At 34.4% G+C, this 18,916-nt stretch carries 20 protein-coding genes; 17 read left to right on the top strand and 3 right to left on the bottom strand.

Translation table 11 applies throughout. The features are described 5' to 3' along the window. Nucleotides 1-518: 518 nt before the first annotated feature. Together H8911_RS01355 and holA are read left to right on the top strand one after the other, a co-directional pair. On the top strand, nt 519-1,787 hold the full coding sequence (locus H8911_RS01355; RefSeq protein ID WP_186998451.1) for a ComEC/Rec2 family competence protein: 1,269 nt from the start codon (nt 519-521) through the stop codon (nt 1,785-1,787). Then, nucleotides 1,784-2,725 (top strand): DNA polymerase III subunit delta, encoded by a 942-nt coding sequence (gene holA / locus H8911_RS01350; RefSeq protein WP_158567643.1) that lies wholly within the window; start codon nt 1,784-1,786, stop codon nt 2,723-2,725. The genes H8911_RS01355 and holA overlap by 4 nt, the downstream gene beginning before the upstream one ends. A gap of 149 nt (nt 2,726-2,874) precedes the next feature. Here holA and H8911_RS01345 read toward each other — a convergent pair whose 3' ends face one another. Both H8911_RS01345 and H8911_RS01340 read right to left on the bottom strand, forming a co-directional pair. Continuing rightward, a complete protein-coding gene (locus tag H8911_RS01345; RefSeq protein WP_186998450.1) occupies nt 2,875-3,429 on the bottom strand; it encodes a hypothetical protein in 555 nt (184 codons plus the stop codon). 10 nt (nt 3,430-3,439) lie between these two features. Further along, nucleotides 3,440-3,874, bottom strand: a complete 435-nt coding sequence (locus H8911_RS01340) for an IS1/IS1595 family N-terminal zinc-binding domain-containing protein (protein ID WP_186998449.1) — start codon at nt 3,872-3,874, stop codon at nt 3,440-3,442. 108 nt (nt 3,875-3,982) lie between these two features. Here H8911_RS01340 and H8911_RS01335 point away from each other — a divergent pair, with 108 nt between their 5' ends. Together H8911_RS01335 and H8911_RS01330 are read left to right on the top strand one after the other, a co-directional pair. Continuing rightward, nucleotides 3,983-4,324: a hypothetical protein gene (locus H8911_RS01335; RefSeq protein ID WP_186998448.1), complete on the top strand. Its 342-nt coding sequence runs from the start codon at nt 3,983-3,985 to the stop codon at nt 4,322-4,324. A gap of 429 nt (nt 4,325-4,753) precedes the next feature. After that, nucleotides 4,754-5,035 (top strand): hypothetical protein, encoded by a 282-nt coding sequence (locus H8911_RS01330; RefSeq protein WP_186998447.1) that lies wholly within the window; start codon nt 4,754-4,756, stop codon nt 5,033-5,035. Between the two features lie 997 nt (nt 5,036-6,032). On the opposite strand, the gene rpsT is transcribed toward H8911_RS01330, so the two are convergent. Beyond that, on the bottom strand, nt 6,033-6,296 hold the full coding sequence (gene rpsT, locus H8911_RS01325; RefSeq protein WP_003864936.1) for a 30S ribosomal protein S20: 264 nt from the start codon (nt 6,294-6,296) through the stop codon (nt 6,033-6,035). A 110-nt stretch (nt 6,297-6,406) separates the two neighbouring features. Between rpsT and fmt the strand changes: the two genes are divergently transcribed. The 13 genes from fmt to H8911_RS01260 all read left to right on the top strand — a co-directional run bounded on the left by fmt (nt 6,407) and on the right by H8911_RS01260 (nt 18,916). Continuing rightward, nucleotides 6,407-7,336, top strand: a complete 930-nt coding sequence (gene fmt, locus H8911_RS01320; RefSeq protein ID WP_186998446.1) for a methionyl-tRNA formyltransferase — start codon at nt 6,407-6,409, stop codon at nt 7,334-7,336. Nucleotides 7,337-7,346: 10 nt separating this feature from the next. Beyond that, nucleotides 7,347-9,149 carry a translation elongation factor 4 gene (gene lepA / locus H8911_RS01315; protein WP_186998445.1) on the top strand — a complete coding sequence of 601 codons (1,803 nt, stop codon included), beginning with the start codon at nt 7,347-7,349 and terminating at the stop codon, nt 9,147-9,149. Then, nucleotides 9,149-10,228, top strand: a complete 1,080-nt coding sequence (gene hemW / locus H8911_RS01310; protein WP_186998444.1) for a radical SAM family heme chaperone HemW — start codon at nt 9,149-9,151, stop codon at nt 10,226-10,228. Before lepA ends, hemW begins: the two co-directional genes overlap by 1 nt. Nucleotides 10,229-10,316: 88 nt before the next feature. Beyond that, on the top strand, nt 10,317-10,583 hold the full coding sequence (gene rpsO / locus H8911_RS01305; RefSeq protein WP_117923787.1) for a 30S ribosomal protein S15: 267 nt from the start codon (nt 10,317-10,319) through the stop codon (nt 10,581-10,583). A 67-nt stretch (nt 10,584-10,650) separates the two neighbouring features. Then, a complete protein-coding gene (gene pnp / locus H8911_RS01300; protein WP_186998443.1) occupies nt 10,651-12,792 on the top strand; it encodes a polyribonucleotide nucleotidyltransferase in 2,142 nt (713 codons plus the stop codon). A 74-nt stretch (nt 12,793-12,866) separates the two neighbouring features. After that, a complete protein-coding gene (gene pepV / locus H8911_RS01295; RefSeq protein WP_117923791.1) occupies nt 12,867-14,255 on the top strand; it encodes a dipeptidase PepV in 1,389 nt (462 codons plus the stop codon). Nucleotides 14,256-14,262: 7 nt separating this feature from the next. Then, nucleotides 14,263-14,898 (top strand): tRNA (guanosine(46)-N7)-methyltransferase TrmB, encoded by a 636-nt coding sequence (gene trmB, locus H8911_RS01290; RefSeq protein ID WP_286162663.1) that lies wholly within the window; start codon nt 14,263-14,265, stop codon nt 14,896-14,898. Further along, complete coding sequence (locus tag H8911_RS01285; protein WP_117923795.1) at nt 14,891-15,229, top strand: thioredoxin family protein; 339 nt, start codon at nt 14,891-14,893, stop codon at nt 15,227-15,229. The genes trmB and H8911_RS01285 overlap by 8 nt, the downstream gene beginning before the upstream one ends. Further along, a complete protein-coding gene (locus tag H8911_RS01280; protein WP_186998442.1) occupies nt 15,223-15,891 on the top strand; it encodes a hypothetical protein in 669 nt (222 codons plus the stop codon). Before H8911_RS01285 ends, H8911_RS01280 begins: the two co-directional genes overlap by 7 nt. A 1-nt stretch (nt 15,892) precedes the next feature. Continuing rightward, on the top strand, nt 15,893-17,200 hold the full coding sequence (locus H8911_RS01275; protein WP_186998441.1) for a UDP-N-acetylmuramate--L-alanine ligase: 1,308 nt from the start codon (nt 15,893-15,895) through the stop codon (nt 17,198-17,200). 143 nt (nt 17,201-17,343) lie between these two features. Further along, nucleotides 17,344-17,766: an arsenate reductase ArsC gene (locus H8911_RS01270; protein WP_186998440.1), complete on the top strand. Its 423-nt coding sequence runs from the start codon at nt 17,344-17,346 to the stop codon at nt 17,764-17,766. 264 nt (nt 17,767-18,030) lie between these two features. Beyond that, entirely contained in the window at nt 18,031-18,381 is a 351-nt protein-coding gene (locus H8911_RS01265; protein WP_117923803.1) for a hypothetical protein, read from the top strand. A gap of 1 nt (nt 18,382) precedes the next feature. After that, nucleotides 18,383-18,916: a hypothetical protein gene (locus H8911_RS01260; protein WP_186998439.1), complete on the top strand. Its 534-nt coding sequence runs from the start codon at nt 18,383-18,385 to the stop codon at nt 18,914-18,916.

Below are 18,916 nucleotides of genomic sequence, written 5' to 3'. Positions count from 1 at the left end.
TACTCTGTTTTACACTTTTCTTTCTTGTCTATCTATACTATCGGTTTAAAAATAAAAGAATCCTGATTTTATTTTTTTTATTTAGCCTATTAAGCTGTATCCTTGTATATCCAAAAGAAGTTCAACAACAGGATACATATAAAATTACAGAAATAAAGAAAGGATACTATATAGGTAAAAATAGAGGTTCTAAAATACTTATTCAAACAGATTTAAATCTAAGCTTTCAAGATGAAGTTAAAGTCAAACACATAGAACCCATTCATACAGATGATAATTTTACGCTATTTAGTTTTACTCGATACAATGAAAATAAGAATATCAGGTTTAAGACGAACTCTGTAGAAATTGTCCACAAATCAACATCATTCAAGTCTAGACTCTACAACTACTTAAAGTTGAAACCCAATTCTTCCATTGTCTTATCCTTATACTATGGCATACACGATGAAAGTATAGATGAAATATATACGATGCTTGGATATGGCTATATGAGCGCATACTACATTGTTCTACATATGTTAAAGCGAAAGTGGGATGAGACTCGTATTCGAAGAATCCTTCTAGTCCTCAGTGTTTTATTTGGCCATTTCTTTGTGTTTACACTTGCATTCACAAGATTTATTTTGTATCAGTTGAGTACTCTATTGTTCATATCCAAACCCAATCAAATGGCTTTTACGATCTTTTGTTTCGGCATAATCTATCCAAATCAAGTACTATCCATATCTTTTTTATGTCCACTCTTATTACAACTCGTATCTTATTTTTGTACAGAACACAAATGGATCGTACAAAAGATGATCTTAATTGGATTGATGTTTATTTACTTTAAGAAAGTGAATCTTATTTCATTACTTTTTTTTAACATCTTTAGAAAACTATATGGTTTGATCTTCTTATTTGGATTTACAGTGTATGATTTAATACACCTAAAATTACCAGACCTTACCATCCATTATGCACCTAAAATCCTATTTATAGTTCTATTTATCATCTTCTATATACAATGCTTAAAACACTTTCAATGGAAATATCTATGTATATTTATCGTTCCATTTCTAGAGATCTATTGTAATCCTTTCTTTCAAGTCTATACATTAAATATAGGTCAAGCCGACTGCAGCATTATTGTAGAACCCTTCCATAAAAGCGTAGTGATGATTGATTGTGGGCAAAACCTATATCGTGATAATGTCGAAAGAATTATTATGCCCTTTCTAGAAAATAAGAACATTCATGCGATTGATACATTGATACTTACACATGATGACTTTGATCATAATGGAGGATATGAGAGTTTAAAAGATAAAATTGAAATCAAACAAGTCATAGAAGATTCAAATGATAAGGTCAATGTAGACTATCCATTTTATTTATTATTAAGTGAAAGAGAAGCTAAAGATACCAATGATTCAAGTATTATCAGCTATTTTACCTATGATCATTTCACCTATCTTTTTATGGGGGATGCGAGTAAACAAATTGAAAAACAATTGATGGCTACATATGATTTAAAGGCTGATGTCGTAAAAGTAGGGCATCACGGATCGAATACGAGTTCAGACTCAGATTTTCTTGACTCTTTAGATTGTAAGATTGCACTCATTAGCGCAGGTTATAAAAACAAGTATGGTCATCCAAGTGTTGAAACACTCAAGACATTAGAAACCCTGCATATCAATACATTATGTACGAGTGATTGTGGAAGTATAGCCATCTATTCTTTATTTCACCTTTCATTTCTTGTCACAAACGATGGAATGTTTGGTATAATATGGACATGATTTATATTTTATACGGAAAAGACAAAAGCATGGTTTCTATGAAGCTAGAGGCCATTAAAAAAAGACATCACATTCAAGAAAACATAAATATCTATGATGCTCAAACAGATGAAATATCCAATGTTCTACAAGATTTAGATGCCTATTCGATCTTTGATGATGACAAGATGATTATTGTCAATAACTGCACGTTTCTTTCAAGTAAGAATACGACAAACTATGAAGTCGATCCCTTTCTAGTAAGAAAAGACACAGACATGATTCTAGTCTTAGTATGTCCAAGTGATAAATTGGATACAAGAAAGAAAAAGGTGAAAGAAATCAGTAATTGTGCTACATTATATTCCTGTCTAGCTTTAGATGAAAAGTCACAAAAGTTCTATGTACAAGATAAACTAAAGGAATATGGTGTAAAGGTGGATTTTAAAACATTAGATTGGATGACAGGAAGAATGGGACTAGATCCCATGTGCATCCAGAATGAAATTGAAAAGATTTCCATCTATTCAAAACATCCAACGCTTGAAGATGTACAAAATCTATTAGTTGTAGAACCTATGAATGACATCTTTAAAATGGTTGATGCCTTCTTTAGTCAAAATGGGATCTTATTGTTAGCCTACTACCGTAACTTTAGAAAGTTGAATATGCAGCCAGTAGCTATCGTTGCGCTTTTGGCAAGTCAAATCCGTTTTCTATTCCAAGTACGCGTATTAATGGATGAAGGAAAGGCACAGGCAACCATTTCCCAAGAGTTAAAGGCCAATCCATATCGCGTGAAATTAAATATGCAAAAGGCCATGCGCTTTTCAAGTGAAGCCTTACTTTATAATCTATCTTTACTTGCGGATTTTGATCAACAGATGAAAATGGGTAAGATTGATAAGGATGATGGTTTTGAATACTTCTGTCTAAACTTAATGATGAACAAGGGATAGCCTTGTTCATTTTTTGTTTTGGATGTGATGTTAGCTTTTATGAGAAGGTATTTAGGGGGTGAGAATACACATGAATAATAAAAAAGATATATAATAGTTAGGTTTAACTAGCAATTTGGTGACTTTGCCATAATTCTTCTTTTTATCATTTATGCGAACAACCATTCGTTTTTCAAATCCTTTAAGCGAGTGATCTTATGGATGTTTTTCAATCTAAGTAGTACATACTGTAGCTTTTCTGTGTTATCCATTCCTTGCGTTTCTCTTTGCATGATAAAAAGAGCATTGTATCGATTTATATATTTTGATGCTACCCCTTTATATTTTTGCAGCCTTTCTTCAATCAATTTGTGGAAACTGTTCACTGTATTTAAATGATTGAATTTATCATATGACTCATGACTGATTAACACTTTCTTAGTACAGTTCTTACTTTCTAAAAGTTCGTTGTAACTGTTAGAACCATCTAGCATTACAAAAAATTTTGATTCAAGACATTCACCAAATCTTAATAGATCTAGAGATGATGGCTTGCCATAATTTAATGTTCTGGCAATTGTATGAGTGAATCTCTGTATTGCAGTGATGATGCATATCTGCTGATTAGACAAGCCTCTTTTTGTAGCAGGTGTTCCACGATGTTTAGGTTCTACTCCATCAATTTTAGTTCCTTTATGATTGTAAGGAGTATATTTTTCATCCATCTCAACTTCATTACCTACTGTGTATGGGACGTTCCTCAGTTCCTAGACTAACCAATAGTTTATGGAGCATATTAAAAACATTACGTTCATTCACGTTGATTTTAGCAGCTGTTTCTTTAAGGGATACACCATTCAATGTATCCAGGATAAGTTCATTCCATTTGGATTGGTTTTGATGAGAATAAAAAGTAAGCTGACCGCAGTCCACAACAAAACGTTTTCCGCATTCTTTACAACGAAGCATTTGTTTACCAGAGTTAGCAAAACCGCTTTTAATTAAACGAGGATGATAACATCCGCATTTAGGACAGTATTCAAAATGATACGTATTCATTTTATTGTTTGTATCTAGGTAATCAGTGATTTCACGATCAATCTTTTCGATTTGAAAAGATTGTAAAGCAGCGATAGTATCTTGGTTTAAATATTTTGAAGTTCTTGTCATAAGTGTAGTCTCTCTTTCGTTTACACCTATACATTAAGTCTTAAATAGAGATCATTAATGTCAGTTATATTAACAAGTCACCGATGTATCTGTTAAGCCAATAGTTATATGTTCTTAAAAAGTAAACTTCAAAATTTAAAGGAGGGAAATTTCAATCCTCCCAGTGTTGATTTCAAAATTTACGAAGGATCATTGGATAGAGATGGTTTAAATTTTTTGACTGGATATCATAACAGTAACTATTTAAATTATGTAATGGATCTACTTTTAGAATATTGCATAAAAAGTGAAGTGTTTCTTAAATGTGGTTGTTCATGGCTTGAAAACAATTATGGAATTGATGTAGAATCTGCTAATTTTGATTATTATACAGAAGTAGTAATATCTAAATATTTAGCAAGTGCTATTGAGAATGGTAATCAAATCGCAATGATAGTTGGTTTGAAATGACTTCATATTCGTTGGGCTTTAACTTTCAACCAATTGAAATGGGCAGAAACAATACAATAAAATTTTGCAATTTCAATGTCACATATTCTGAAGGATTGAAAGAATATCGAAGCGTTTGTTGGGATATAATGTTGATCTTAGCGAATAATAAATTTTTAAAAAAGAGAGTTATGAATTTTTTATATGATTACGCAAACCACCTTTATGGAGATGTCGATATTGAATTAGTAAAGGGATATTGTGAATATGTTGAAAAGTTGCTCTCAGAGATATGTTGTGATGATATTGATTTTTTTTGAATTGATTAATTGTTTGTCTAATAACATAAATAAACTTAGTCTTTCAATCGATGAAAAATGGGACTCAATGTTGCATGGAGATTTATGGGAACTGCATCAATTACTTACATTCAATTATCAAAATTCAAATATGGAATATGATGAAACTAGAAAAGAAGCGATAAAACAATATAGAAAAAGTCTTTCCACATCAAAAATTAAAAATTTTGTACAAACAGAAAATCACTTATTTACTGATATAACCAAAAATCGGAATGATTTTTATAGTAACGAAGGAATTAATCTTATTGTTAATCAGTTTGATGTAGAAAAATTAAAAGTATTCTTAGACGAGTTTATGAGATGTGGTCCTAATCTAGATGTTCATCCTACAAAAATATTACATGTGTTGAATAGGAAAACTGATTCATAACAATTTTTTGAGTCCGTTAAAGAAGCTCAATTTCCTCAAAAGATGTATTGGCGTTATATTTTCTTTGATACATTGCCAGAATAAAAAGTGAATGAAAACATGTTGCATGAGTTTATAATTTTTTTAAAAGATGATGTCGCGAATGTTGAAAAAGTTGCTAAGTATAGAAATATAAAGGTGTTGGATAAATTTCTAAGCATTGAGCCTGATATATATAGAAAAATATGCTTATATTTTGTTTTAAATTATAGTTCTAATCCACTAATTATTGGATCTTATTTATCGAATCTATTTGATATTTGAACATATTTGTTAGAAAAATTGAATGAATTATTTAAGGGCGATTTAGATTTTGTGTCAATACTTTACAATCTGTTGAAAGAAGATTTGTATATATGGACGTTTGGGAATATATTCAAAGAGTTGTTGGTGAATAGAGAGGATAATAGTTCTGCTGCCAGCCAGAGGCAATAACAATGGATAAAGTTAATTGTAGAAGATAATGCATTTAATGATTGTATCAAAGATATATTTGAAGGTAAATGCGAACTGGATGATGATATAAGAATTATTGCTATCAAAGCATTTATTGATACAAACCAAGATTATGATACTTTTAAACAATTAAAACTTGTACCAAGCCATTGGAGCGGCGTTAATAGTTTTGTACCTGCGTATCAGAAGCAGATTGACTTTTATAAATCATGTTTCCGTTTTTGCTGAGATAAGGTTCTTGAAGCACAAAGCATTTATTTAAGAAAAAAATATCGTATTTAGAGAATAGTATTGAAAGAGAAAAAATAGATAATATCATGGATGATATGTTGATGTGATGTAAATTACTCAAGTGTATTAACTGCATGTCGATAAAGCTAATGATTAAAAGATAAAGAGTGATCTTTTGCGGTAAAGATCACTCTTTTGATAGAAAATAAAAAAGATCATCCGATTGAGACAGGGTACAAAAAAAGAAGTCATATGACTTCTTAATCCTTCATTACGCGATTTCGTTAATAGCTTTTGCTAAACGTGCTTTTTGACGGCTAGCGTAGTTTTTGTGGTGAATACCTTTAGCTACGGCTTTGTCCAATTTTGAACTACAGTCGTTGTAAGCTGCTACAGCAGCTTCTTTATCTTTAGCATCAACAGCTGCTAATACAGCTTTAATACTTGATTTCAATGCTGATTTTTTAGATACGACTAATTTGTGAGCCTTGTTATTTGTTTTAACACGTTTCTTTTGAGATTTAATCTGTGGCATGAAGTGCACCTCCTGACATAAATTGCAAATGGATTATAGCAAAATTTCTGATTTATTGCAACACAACTTCAAAAAAATACGCTATAATACTCTAGTATTGGAGTGATATTATGGAAAATAGACGCATTATTTTTATGGGAACACCCAAAATTGCTAGTGTCGTATTAAAAACAATGTTAGAAAACGATATACATGTAGGCTTGGTGGTAACACAGCCGGATAAGAAAAAGGGTAGAAAACAACAGCTAATCTATTCAGAAGTCAAAGAAGTGGCTTTAGAATATGACATTCCTGTATTTCAGCCTGTTAAAATTAAGTCAGACTATCAAACGATTCTTGATTTTGCCCCTGATTTAATTGTGACATGTGCTTATGGACAAATTGTTCCTAAGGAAGTCTTGGATCTTCCAAAGTATGGTTGTGTGAACCTTCACGGTTCTTTGCTTCCTAAATATAGAGGGGGAGCCCCTATCCAAAGAGCTATTTGGAATGGTGATAAAGTAAGTGGAATGTCATTGATGAAAATGGCACCTAAAATGGATGCGGGACCTGTTTTAGCTCAAAAGGAAATTGAAATATTGCCTGAAGACAATTCTACATCTTTATTTGATAAAATGGCCATTTGTGCTGGAGAATTATTGCTTTCTCATTTTGAAGAGATTTGTTCAGGTAAGGCGGTCTATGTCGAACAAGATGAGAGTCAAGTTGTATTCTCTCCTGTCTTATCCAAAGAAGAAGAGCATATTGATTTAAATCAGGATGATGAACATATCTTGAATCAAATTCGTGCTTTTTCAGATGCACCAGGTGCTTATGTATTATTAAAAGGAAAGAAATTTAAAATCTTAAAGGCAAGTTATTTAAATGAAGAGAATTCGTTTGCCTCTTTAGTCAAGATTGGTAAAAATAAGCTAGGTATTGGACTTCATACAGGTACACTTGTGATTGAAACTTGTCAAATGGAAGGAAAGCCAGTCATGGATTGTGCAAGCTTCTTTAATGGACAGGGTCGTAACTTAGTCGGAAATATTGTAGAGTAGGGGGAAATCTATGGATCAAAAGAATGTTCGAAATTTTTGCATCATTGCACATATTGACCACGGAAAAAGTACGTTAGCCGATCGTATCTTAGAACTTACAGATACGGTAGAAAAGCGTGAAATGAAAGATCAGATTCTAGATTCAATGGATCTAGAAAGAGAGCGTGGTATCACCATTAAATTAAATGCCGTACAGCTTGTATATCATGCCAAAAATGGACAAGACTATTTGTTCCATCTTATTGATACACCAGGCCATGTCGACTTTACATATGAAGTGTCTCGCTCTTTAGCGGCTTGTGATGGGGCTATCTTAGTTGTCGATGCAGCTCAAGGCGTACAAGCACAGACTTTAGCTAATGTATATTTGGCATTAGAAAACGACTTGGAAATCTTGCCTGTATTAAATAAGGTGGATCTTCCTAGTGCCCAACCGGAAGTTGTAAAAAAAGAAATTGAAGACTTGATTGGATTAGATTGTAGTGAAGCGGTTGAAATCAGTGCTAAATCGGGATTGAATGTGGATAAAGTGCTAGAAGAAATCGTGCATAAATTACCAAGTCCAAAAGGGGATAAAGAAGCACCAACACAAGCTTTAGTCTTTGACTCTTTCTATGATTCCTATCGTGGAATCATTGCGTTTGTATCGGTAAAGAATGGAACAATCAAACCAAAAGATAAGATTCGCTTTATGGCAACCGGCGCTGAATATGAAGTCACAGAAGTGGGTGTTCGTACACCAAAAGAAGTTGTGGAAGACCAGTTGAACTGTGGAGATGTAGGATGGGTCAGTGCAGCCATTAAAAACATTGAAGATGTTCGTGTCGGTGATACGATTACAGTTGCATCCAATCCTGCAAGTGAGCCACTATCTGGATATCGTGAAATGCATCCAATGGTATATTGTGGTTTGTATCCTGTAGACAATGCGCGTTATGACGACTTAAAAGAAGCATTGTCCAAATTAAAATTAAACGATGCGGCTCTACACTATGAACCGGAAACATCACAAGCTTTAGGGTTTGGATTCCGATGCGGATTCTTAGGCTTATTACATATGGACGTAGTTGAAGAACGTTTAGAGCGTGAATACAATCTTAGTTTGATCGCAACAAGTCCTTCCGTAATTTATCATGTCTATAAAACAGATGGTACTATGGAAGAAGTTGATAACCCATCGGCTTTACCAGAACCTCAAAAAGTGGATCATATTGAGGAACCATATGTGAAGTGTGACATCATGGTGCCAAAAGAATTTGTGGGTCCGATGATGGATCTTTGTCAGAAAAAACGTGGTGAATATGTAGACCTTCAAGTTTTAGATGATGTTCGTATGATGATGGTTTACCAAATGCCATTAAGTGAAATTATTTATGATTTCTTTGATAAGATGAAATCTTGTACAAAAGGATATGCTAGTTTTGACTATGAATTTAGTGGATACCGTACAAGCAGTCTAGTAAAGATGGATATTTTATTAAATGGACAGATCGTCGATGCCCTATCTACGATTGTCTTTAGAGATTTTGCGTACAACCGCGGTAATGCGATGGCCGTAAAATTAAAAGACTTGATTCCTAAGCAGCAATTTGAAATTCCTGTGCAGGCAGCCATTGGTGGAAAGATCATTGCACGTACAAACATTAAGGCATTGCGTAAAAACGTATTGGCAAAATGTTATGGCGGAGATATCTCGCGTAAAAAGAAATTGTTAGAGAAACAAAAAGAAGGAAAGAAACGTATGAAGATGGTTGGATCGGTAGAGATTCCTCAAGAAGCCTTCATGGCCGTTTTAAGTATGGATGACGACTAATGGTACCATCAGCCTATGTACATATTCCGTTCTGTGATTCGATATGTGCGTATTGTGATTTTGTCCGTATTCAAAAAAATGAACAATTCTTTTCAAGTTGGAAAGAAAAGTTAATACAAGAAATTCAAGAGTATAAGATTTCAAATCTTCATACTCTTTATTTTGGTGGAGGCACACCAAGTGTATTGAGTTTGGATGATTTTGCATCGATAAGAAATGGCTTTCCATCAAGTATTGATGAATTTACTGTAGAATGCAATCCCGAATCCTTAGATGAAGAAAAACTAGCATCTTATGTTTCTTTGGGAGTCAACCGTATTAGTTTGGGTGTACAAAGCTTTAATGATGATCTATTGAAAGTCTGTCGAAGAAGACATACATCCAATCAGGCTAAGAATGTGATTCGATGGATTCAAGAAAGTGGTATTCATAATTTCTCCATTGATTTAATTTTTGGACTTCCCAATCAAACAATGGAAGATGTGAAAAGAGATATTTTTACATTTTTAAGTTTAGATATACCACACTTATCCATCTATTCTTTACAGATCGAAGAAAATTCAATATTTGGAAAGACAGGTGTAGAGCCTTGCGATCCAGATCTTGAAGCGGATATGTTTGAATACATTACGAAAACACTTGAAGCAGCTGGGTATATTCATTATGAGATTTCTAGCTTTTGTAAGCCAGGCTATTATTCCAAACACAATTTAGCCTATTGGCAAGATAAAGACTTCTATGGCTTTGGCTGTGGCGCAAGTGGAAGAATTGATGGCATTCGTTATGATAATACGACAAGTTTAAAGCAGTATTGTTTGAAGGGTCCTTGTTCTACATATATTCCTGAACCACTATCTGAACGAGGTATGGATGCGATCATGATGGCATTGCGTACAAAGTTTGGATTGAATATAAGAGAATGGAATTTGAAATATCAGAATGATTTTAAAAATCATTATGCCACTGTATTAGATACGTATCATGAGTATTTTTGTTTCGAAGGGGAATGTATCTATTTAAATGATGCTGGACTTGAAATATTAAATACGATTCTAGTTGATTTTATGATGATAGAATGATATCATTTAATAGCTTTTGTACTGAGAGTCTGGAAACTTCCAACCTTTCGCTCGGTAGAAAAGGACTAATATACATGGAGGAAGAAAAATGTTATTAAAATCTGAAAAACAAGCAATTATGCAAGAGTATGCAGTACACGAAGGTGACACAGGTTCTCCTGAAGTTCAAATCGCTGTATTGACTGAAGAAATCAACCGTTTAACTGAACACTTCAAAGAACACAAACACGATTACCACTCACAACGTGGATTGATGAAAAAAGTTGGTCGTCGTAAAAAATTGTTAGCTTACTTGAAGGGTAAAGATTTAGACCGTTACAAAGCATTGATCGCTAAATTAGGTTTAAGAAAGTAATCGAAAAGATTACTTTTTTTTTATGCATTTATTTGATAGAATATAAAAGTATGATTGAGGTGAAAAAATGGCGAAACAAGAGTTTCATTTAGATTTTTGTGGTCGGGGGATCACAGTAGAAACTGGTGAAATCGCAAAACAGGCTGATGGAGCCGTTATTATCCGTTATGGAGATACGGTGACTTTATCAACTGCATGTGCATCAAACCAGGCAAAAGAAGGGATTGACTTTTTCCCTTTGACAGTAAGTTTTGAAGAAAAATTATATTCTGTTGGAAAAATTCCAGGAGGATTTTTACGTCGTGAAGGAAGACCAAGCGAACATGCGACATTAACAGCGCGTATGATCGACCGTCCAATCCGCCCTTTATTTGCGGAAGGATTCCGTAATGAAGTACAGGTTGTCAACACGGTATTAAGTGTAGATCAAGATGCAAGTCCTGAAATGGCAGCTATGTTTGGTGCTTCATTGGCATTATGTATTTCAGATATTCCATTCAATGGACCAATCGCAGGTGTTAAAGTTGGACGTATCAATGGAGAATTGGTTGCCAACCCTACAGTGGCTCAAATGGAAGAAAGTGATATCGATTTAACTGTTGCGGGTACTGCACAAGCTTTAAACATGGTTGAAGCTGGTGCTAAAGAAGTTAGCGAAGAAGATATGCTTGCGGCATTGATGTTTGGACATGAACAAATCAAAAAATTATGTGCATTCCAAGAAGAAATCGTAGTCGCTTGTGGTAAAGAAAAACGTGAAATTGAATTGTATGCTGTAGATGAAACAATCAATAGTGAAGTTCGTGCAAACTTTGAAGCACAAATTCGTGCAGCTGTATCGATTAAAGAAAAATTAGAGCGTTACGGAAAAATTGATGATTTAACAGATGAAGCAGCCCAAATGATCGCAAACAAAGAATATGAATCTGAAAAAGATCAAAACAATGCGGTGAAACAAGCTCGTGAAATCTGTCGTGGTATTGAAGCAGACGAAGTACGTCGTTTGATCATTGAAGACAAAGTACGTCCAGATGGCCGTCAAATCGATGAAATCCGTCCATTGAACTCACAAGTGGATTTACTTCCTCGTGTTCATGGTTCGGCTTTATTTACTCGTGGAGAAACACAGGTATTATCTACAACTACATTGGGTGCATTAAATGACAACCAGATTATCGATGACTTAACTGTTGTCGATTCAAAACGTTTCATGCACCACTATAACTTCCCACCATATTGTGTTGGTGAAACTGGACGTATGGGAAATCCAGGACGTCGTGAAATTGGCCATGGTGCCTTAGGTGAAAGAGCTTTAGCTCAAGTGTTACCAAGTGTAGATGAATTCCCATATACAATTCGTACAGTAGCGGATGTTATGGAAAGTAACGGATCTAGTTCTCAGGCAAGTATTTGTGCAGGAACAATGTCTTTAATGACTGCTGGTGTTCCAATCAAAGCACCTGTTGCGGGAATTGCGATGGGATTGATCATGGATGATAATTCAGGTAAATATACTGTTTTAACAGATATCCAAGGTATGGAAGATCACTTTGGAGATATGGACTTTAAGGTTGCCGGAACGAAAAATGGTATCACAGCTTTACAGATGGATATCAAAGTAACAGGTATTACTAAAAATATCTTCGAAGAAGCATTGGCACAAGCTCACAAGGCACGTTTAGAAATCTTAGATAACATGTTGGCATGTATCTCAAGTCCAAGAGAACAATTGAGTCCATATGCACCTAAGATTGCGATGATGAACATTGATCCAGATAAGATTAAAGATGTAATCGGACCTGGTGGAAAAATGATCAACGAAATCATTGCACAATGTGACAATGTAAAAATTGATATTGATGATGATGGAAAAGTAGTCATCTATCACAATGATTACGATACAATCGAAAAGGCGAAACAAATGATTAGTGACATCGTACGTGTTGCCAAAGTTGGAGATGTATATGCAGCTAAAGTTGTTCGTCTTGAAAAATTCGGTGCTTTCGTGAACTTGTTTGGTAATACAGATGGTTTATTACACATTTCTAAGATTTCTCACCACCGTGTAGATAAAGTAGAAGACGTGTTAAAACTTGGCGATATCATCGATGTTAAGGTTACAGAAATCGACAATAAGGGTCGTATCAATGTAAGTGCAAAAGCTTTACTTCCAAAACCTAAAACAGAAGAAGAAAAAACAGAAGCGTAAAAGTTAGGAACTCGTTAAAAACGAGTTCTTTTTTCTTGACTATGTGGTAAAATAGTTGGGTAGAGGTGAAAATTATGGATTTTAATACAGAAGTACTTAAATATAAAGACGATTTCTTAAAAGACTTAAATACACTTGTATCATATGAAAGTGTTCGTGATGAATCAACGAAAGCTGAAAATGCTCCTTTTGGAAAAAACTGTCGTGACGTATTGGATGCCATGTTAGATATGGCTAAGCGCGATGGCTTTGAAACCAAAGACATTGATGGATATGCAGGTGTTGTTGAATATGGTCAAGGAGAAGAAACATTTGGTGTTTTAGGACACTTGGACATTGTGCCACTAGGCGAAGGATGGACAAAAGATCCTTTAAAAGTAACATTAGAAAATGGCTACATCTTTGGACGTGGTGTTATGGATGATAAAGGTCCTGCATTAGCTGGATACTATGCATTAAAGATGATTCGTGACTTAAACATTCCTTTGAAAAAAAGAGTCATGTTGATTACGGGATGCGATGAAGAATCAGGTATGGAATGTATGAACTACTATGTTGATCATGCCGAAGTTCCACAAATGGGATTTGTACCAGATGCCAATTTTCCAGTTATTTATGGTGAAAAAGGTGGCTTACATGTTGGCTTAGTAAGTAGTGATGCAACTGTCATCAAGAAACTTCATGCGGGAAGCCGTCCAAATATCGTGATTGGTAAAGCTGATGTCACAGTGGATGTCATGAGTTATCAACAAGAAGATTTATTTAAATTTTATTGTGCTACGCAAGGCGTTAAGGGTTCCATCAAAAGAAGTGAAGATGGTGTAACTTTACATATTGATGGTGCATTTGCGCATGCAGCTATGCCATATAATGGTGTAAATGCCGCCGTCTTATTGTTGAACTTTATTGGTGAAGCCTATAATGATCAACTTTCAAAAGATTTATATTTCTTACTAAAAGACTGGATGGGTAAACCAGTAGGTATTGAAAAAGATGGTTTATATATGTCTTTCTTGACAATGAATACGGGTATTGTCAATATGGAAAACAATGAAACAGACATCTTAATTGATATTCGTTATCCAAATGATACAAATGCCGATGAAATCATGTCAAAATTTGATGCAACTTGTGCAAACTTGACTTCAAATATCAAAGCAGAAAATCGTGGAGATTCAACACCATTATTCGTAGACCCAGATTCTCGTTTAGTGAAAGATTTAATGAGTGTCTACCAAAAATACACAGGCGATACTTTCTCTTGTCCAATCACAATTGGTGGTGGAACGTATGCTCGTAAATTTGAAAATTTTGTATCTTATGGACCAGAACTTCCAAATGAAGTGATAGAAACCGATGCTTTTGTAGGAGGATGTCACCAACGCGATGAAGGTATTAAATTAGATAACTTATTACAAGCTATCTGTATTTATGCCGATGCGATCGTGGCATTGTGTAGCTAATATGAGAATGCGTAAAGTAAAGTGGGCAACAGACTATTTGCCTACTGCGAGTTGTTTAGTAAAAGAACCATCCAAACAAGCAGGAAACTGGAAAAAGCTATTGGATACAGATACTTTACATATCGAAATTGGATGTGGTAAAGGAAACTATTCTTTAGATATGGCTAAGATGTATCCAGACACTGGATTTATTGCGATTGAAAAGAATGAGAGTGCTGCAGGTATTGCCGCAAAAAAATACGATGAGGATACAGAAAAGAAACGTTTGAAACTGATTCAAGAAGATGCGAGTTCCATTGGAGAATGGTTTGGTCCGCGTGAAGTGGATGTGATCCATTTGAATTTCTCGGATCCATGGCCTAAAAAGCGCTATGCGAAAAGACGTTTATCCAGCGCTACTTTTTTAGATCAATACAAGCGTATTTTATCTTTCAATGGTGAAATCCAAATGAAAACCGATAACAGTGCTTTATTTGAGTATAGCTTGATTGAATTTCAAAATGCTGGTTTTAAGATGGTTGAAATCAGTGTAGATTATCGTCGTGAAAAACATGATGAAGATGCGATTACAGAATATGAACAAAAATTCATTTCTTTAGGTCAGCCAATTTATCGTTGTGTTTGGAGATATGCACATGACTGAACTTCGTAATAAAGATGAATTTTTAAACGCATTAACAAATTCAGGCATTCAAGTGATGATGTTTACGGCATTTTGGTGTCCAGACTGTATGTACATCAAACCTTTCTTGCCTGAAATTGAAGAGCAATTTAGTGATTTACAGTTCTATTCTTTAAATCGTGATCATTGTATGGATATTGCGATTGAATATGAAGTGATGGGTATTCCTAGCTTTATATGTTTCAAGGATGGAAAAGAAATATCAAGATTTGTTTCTACACTTCGCAAGACAAAAGAAGAAATAGAAGCATTTCTGAATCAGACAATAGAAAGTGAGAAGGAAATATGTTAAAGGATTTAATGCATGCGATCTTCAATGAAGATGTTGAAGAAGACGATGAAGAAGAAGTCGTAGAAGAACCTGCGAAACAAGAAGAAGTAACACCTGAACCTGTTGTTGCAGAGCCACAAGTTCAAGAAGAAGAAGTTGTAAAGCCAGAGCCAATTTTAAAGGAAGCAGAAAGCTCTATTGAAACGGATCCTGAAAACTTTATGAATTCTCCTATTTTTGAAAAGGCGATTATTCAACCTAAGCCTAAGAAAACAACAATTTTCCAAGGCTTAGATGTCGATTCGATTGCGCAAGAAGAAGCAAAACCGAAACAAAAAGTGTATAAATATGATCGTCATAAATCCGTAAAAGTACGTCGTGTTGCCGAAGATTTAGATTATCAACCAGTCATTTCTCCAATCTTTGGAAATGTGGAAGATTCTAAAAAAGAATTTGATAAAGTGCACGATGCGATTACGTTAAACAAACCAGAAGATGAAGATTTCTCAAAGATCTTATCTCCAATGTATGGAACATACTTACCAAGTATGCAGCCTGCGGATTCCATTCCTGAATACAAGCTTGAAGAATCAAAGAAAAATATGAATCTTTCTGAAATGTTAGAGAAGCCAAAAAAGGAAACCAACAAACAAGAATCGTTATTTGACAAAGAAGGTGAATAAAATGGCTTATCATTTTATTGGTATTAAAGGAACAGGTATGGCTGCCTTGGCATGTATCTTACATGATGAACATAAAGAGGTCACAGGTAGTGATATCGATAAATATATCTTTACAGAAGATGGATTAAGAGCACGTCATATTCCAATCTATTCGTTCAGTTCTGCTAACATCAAGGACAATGACACAGTGATCATTGGTTTATCTTTTGATCAAACGCATCCGGAAGTGAAAGCAGCGATGGACAATCCAACTGTAAAAACATATTATTATAATGAATACTTAGGTATTTTATTAGAGTCATACAGTTCCATCTGTGTTGCGGGAACGCATGGTAAGTCCACAACAACAGGTATTTTAGGCCAAGTTCTTTCTTTACAAGATGAATGTGCATACTTAATTGGAGATGGCCATGGCTATATGCCAGAACATGCCAACCATTTTGTATTAGAATCTTGTGAATTTCAAAGACATTTCTTGACATATCATCCAGATTATGCGATCATCACGAATATTGAATTGGATCACATTGACTACTATAAAGATATGGATGATTATGTATCGGCATTCCAAAGTTTTGCAAACCAAGTCAAAAAAAGCATTGTCATCTTTGGGGATGATGAACACCTTAAAAATCTACACTACAATGTGCCAGTAACTACATATGGTTTAAAGGATGGCAATGATTATCAAGCCATTCATATAGAACAAGGCCCATTTGGTATGCATTTTGATTGTAAGCATAATGGTGAAATTCTAGCTCACGTTGAATTAAATGAAGTGGGAGATGCCTTTATGCAGGATGCCTTAGGATGTTTTGCGCTAGCCCATATGTTAGGTATGCCAGCCGATATCATTGTACAAGGCTTACAAGACTACAAAGGAATCGCTCGTCGATTTGTGATTGATGAAGTCAAGGATAGTGTATTAGTCGATGACTATGCACACCATCCAACAGCGATTCGTCTAATGATTGATGCAGTTCGTAAAAAATATCCAAAAAAGAAAATCGTAGCGTTATATAAACCAGATCGTTATTCACGTCTACAATATTTCTTGGATGACTTTGCGAAGAGTTTAAATACGGCGGATCAAGTATGTTTACTGGATTTCCCTAAAAATGCCGTAAGAGAAGATGAAACAATCACAGTCACAATTCAAGATTTAATGGATCGTTGTCCTAATGCGATTTTATTAGATGTAGATGATGCTTCAGCTGAAAAGTTAAAAGAATTAGCTCCAGCAGCCTTCGTCTTTATGTCTAGTAAGGACATCTACTTATTGAGAGATAAATTAGAAAAAATCTTATAAGAGTATCTAAGGATAAAAGTCTATACCTTTTCATTAGGATATAGGCTTTTTGTTCTGTTAAGACAGAAGAAGTGAAATCATATCCTATGGAAAAACATTGACCTAAGACGAAGCTAAAAACTAGGAAAGGTGGGTATGTATTTATGAAAAAACCAAAGGTGGCTTTTATCTGCGTACATAATTCGTGTCGTAGTCAAATTGCGGAAGCATTGTCAAAACATCTTTCTTCAAATGTATTTGAAAGCTATTCCGCTGGAACAGAAACAAAACCACAAATCAATCAAGATGCCGTACGTTTAATGAAAGACATGTATCAAATAGACATGGAAAAAACACAATATTCCAAACTGTTGTCAGAAATACCGCAAGTAGATATTGTGATCACAATGGGATGTAATGTAAATTGTCCTGCAATTCCATGCAAATATAGAGAAGATTGGGGATTGAGTGATCCTACCGGAAAAAATGATGTGGAGTTTTCAAAAGCCATTCACTCCATTCATACGAAAATACTTGAATTAACAGAGAAAATAATAAAGGATGAGCTGATTTCAAAGAAAATATGAAAAAAACAACATGGTCATACATCGATTTAAGCATATCTTGTTTTGAAGAGTATAGAGATATGTGAGTGTTAAATGAAAGCCTGCGTTTATGGTGAACATGTTCATCATTTCCCTAAATTTTGCGTCTAGAATGTATTTTATGGAAGTGTTTGAGTAATTCGACACTTCCTTTATTATTTGTAGCGTTTACACACTTGTGAAAAAAGTTTCAAAATAAATAGATAAGTTAGAAAGTTCATGTTATAATCTTTCTGAGGTGGTATTGTGAGTTTAGATATCTTTATGAGTACATTAGCTCGTGCATTTTCATATGTGTTACCCATCGTTGGTGTCATCGCATTAATTTATATGATTCTTTTTTTGAAACAATTGATTGAAACTTTAAAACAAGTTTCAAAAACATTGGATACGGCCAATGATCAATTGAAAAAACTAGATGCGCCATTAAAAACGGCAGAAAATATTTCAAATACGGTGGATGAGATAAATCAAACCGCAAAAGAAGCATTTATAAATGTGGTTGGTGCGTTCAGTGAAAATGTACAAAATGCCAAAGACTGGTTTCAAAGTAAAAAAACTGGAAAAGAAAGCATAGAAACAAAGGAGGATGAATGACATGGATGAAAAACAATTAATTGATGATTTAGAAAAAGAATCGATGCTAGAGCTTGAAGTAATGCATGAATCCGAAAATACAGATAATGAAAGAATTATTGAGGGTGCCAAGAGCAAAATCGAAAAATTATTCGATGATGTGCGTGACTTATTAAAGGATGCTTCAGATCCTGAAAAGGTTAAGGAAGCATTATCGCAGGCAAAAGATGATGTGAAAGATATTCTTTCTTCGACAAAGGATAAAGTGGTTGAAGTAAGTGAAAGTGAACAATTTAAACAGACAATGTCAGCTGGAAAAGAATTCTTACAGGGTACAGCTGGATTGGTTGTTGATGGCTTTAAATATGGAAAAGAAACACTAAGAAAAAATGATTCTTTGCGCAAGGTGATTGATAAGGCGGATGAAAAAGTCGATGAAATTCGTACGAATGATTCTGTTATTCGTGCCGTTGATAAAGCAGAAGAAGTAACGGGTAAAGCTACCGAAGCATTGTTTAGTGGATTAAAGAAGATTTTTAATAAGGGGGACGAATAG

This window comes from Holdemanella hominis (assembly GCF_014306155.1).
Taxonomy (GTDB): Bacteria; Bacillota_I; Bacilli_A; order Erysipelotrichales; family Erysipelotrichaceae; genus Holdemanella; species Holdemanella hominis.
Note: the sequence above shows the minus strand (reverse complement) of the source record. Positions and strands in the feature narration are given on the sequence as shown.

Bases quoted from the DNA above. Each gene is read 5' to 3' on its own strand.
- H8911_RS01355 (WP_186998451.1), top strand. From the start codon at position 519: ATGTTAAAGCGAAAGTGGGATGAGACTCGTATTCGAAGAATCCTTCTA.
- holA (WP_158567643.1), top strand. From the start codon at position 1,784: ATGATTTATATTTTATACGGAAAAGACAAAAGCATGGTTTCTATGAAG.
- H8911_RS01345 (WP_186998450.1), bottom strand. From the start codon at position 3,429: ATGGATGAAAAATATACTCCTTACAATCATAAAGGAACTAAAATTGAT.
- H8911_RS01340 (WP_186998449.1), bottom strand. From the start codon at position 3,874: ATGACAAGAACTTCAAAATATTTAAACCAAGATACTATCGCTGCTTTA.
- H8911_RS01335 (WP_186998448.1), top strand. From the start codon at position 3,983: ATGTTCTTAAAAAGTAAACTTCAAAATTTAAAGGAGGGAAATTTCAAT.
- H8911_RS01330 (WP_186998447.1), top strand. From the start codon at position 4,754: ATGGAATATGATGAAACTAGAAAAGAAGCGATAAAACAATATAGAAAA.
- rpsT (WP_003864936.1), bottom strand. From the start codon at position 6,296: ATGCCACAGATTAAATCTCAAAAGAAACGTGTTAAAACAAATAACAAG.
- fmt (WP_186998446.1), top strand. From the start codon at position 6,407: ATGGAAAATAGACGCATTATTTTTATGGGAACACCCAAAATTGCTAGT.
- lepA (WP_186998445.1), top strand. From the start codon at position 7,347: ATGGATCAAAAGAATGTTCGAAATTTTTGCATCATTGCACATATTGAC.
- hemW (WP_186998444.1), top strand. From the start codon at position 9,149: ATGGTACCATCAGCCTATGTACATATTCCGTTCTGTGATTCGATATGT.
- rpsO (WP_117923787.1), top strand. From the start codon at position 10,317: ATGTTATTAAAATCTGAAAAACAAGCAATTATGCAAGAGTATGCAGTA.
- pnp (WP_186998443.1), top strand. From the start codon at position 10,651: ATGGCGAAACAAGAGTTTCATTTAGATTTTTGTGGTCGGGGGATCACA.
- pepV (WP_117923791.1), top strand. From the start codon at position 12,867: ATGGATTTTAATACAGAAGTACTTAAATATAAAGACGATTTCTTAAAA.
- trmB (WP_286162663.1), top strand. From the start codon at position 14,263: ATGCGTAAAGTAAAGTGGGCAACAGACTATTTGCCTACTGCGAGTTGT.
- H8911_RS01285 (WP_117923795.1), top strand. From the start codon at position 14,891: ATGACTGAACTTCGTAATAAAGATGAATTTTTAAACGCATTAACAAAT.
- H8911_RS01280 (WP_186998442.1), top strand. From the start codon at position 15,223: ATGTTAAAGGATTTAATGCATGCGATCTTCAATGAAGATGTTGAAGAA.
- H8911_RS01275 (WP_186998441.1), top strand. From the start codon at position 15,893: ATGGCTTATCATTTTATTGGTATTAAAGGAACAGGTATGGCTGCCTTG.
- H8911_RS01270 (WP_186998440.1), top strand. From the start codon at position 17,344: ATGAAAAAACCAAAGGTGGCTTTTATCTGCGTACATAATTCGTGTCGT.
- H8911_RS01260 (WP_186998439.1), top strand. From the start codon at position 18,383: ATGGATGAAAAACAATTAATTGATGATTTAGAAAAAGAATCGATGCTA.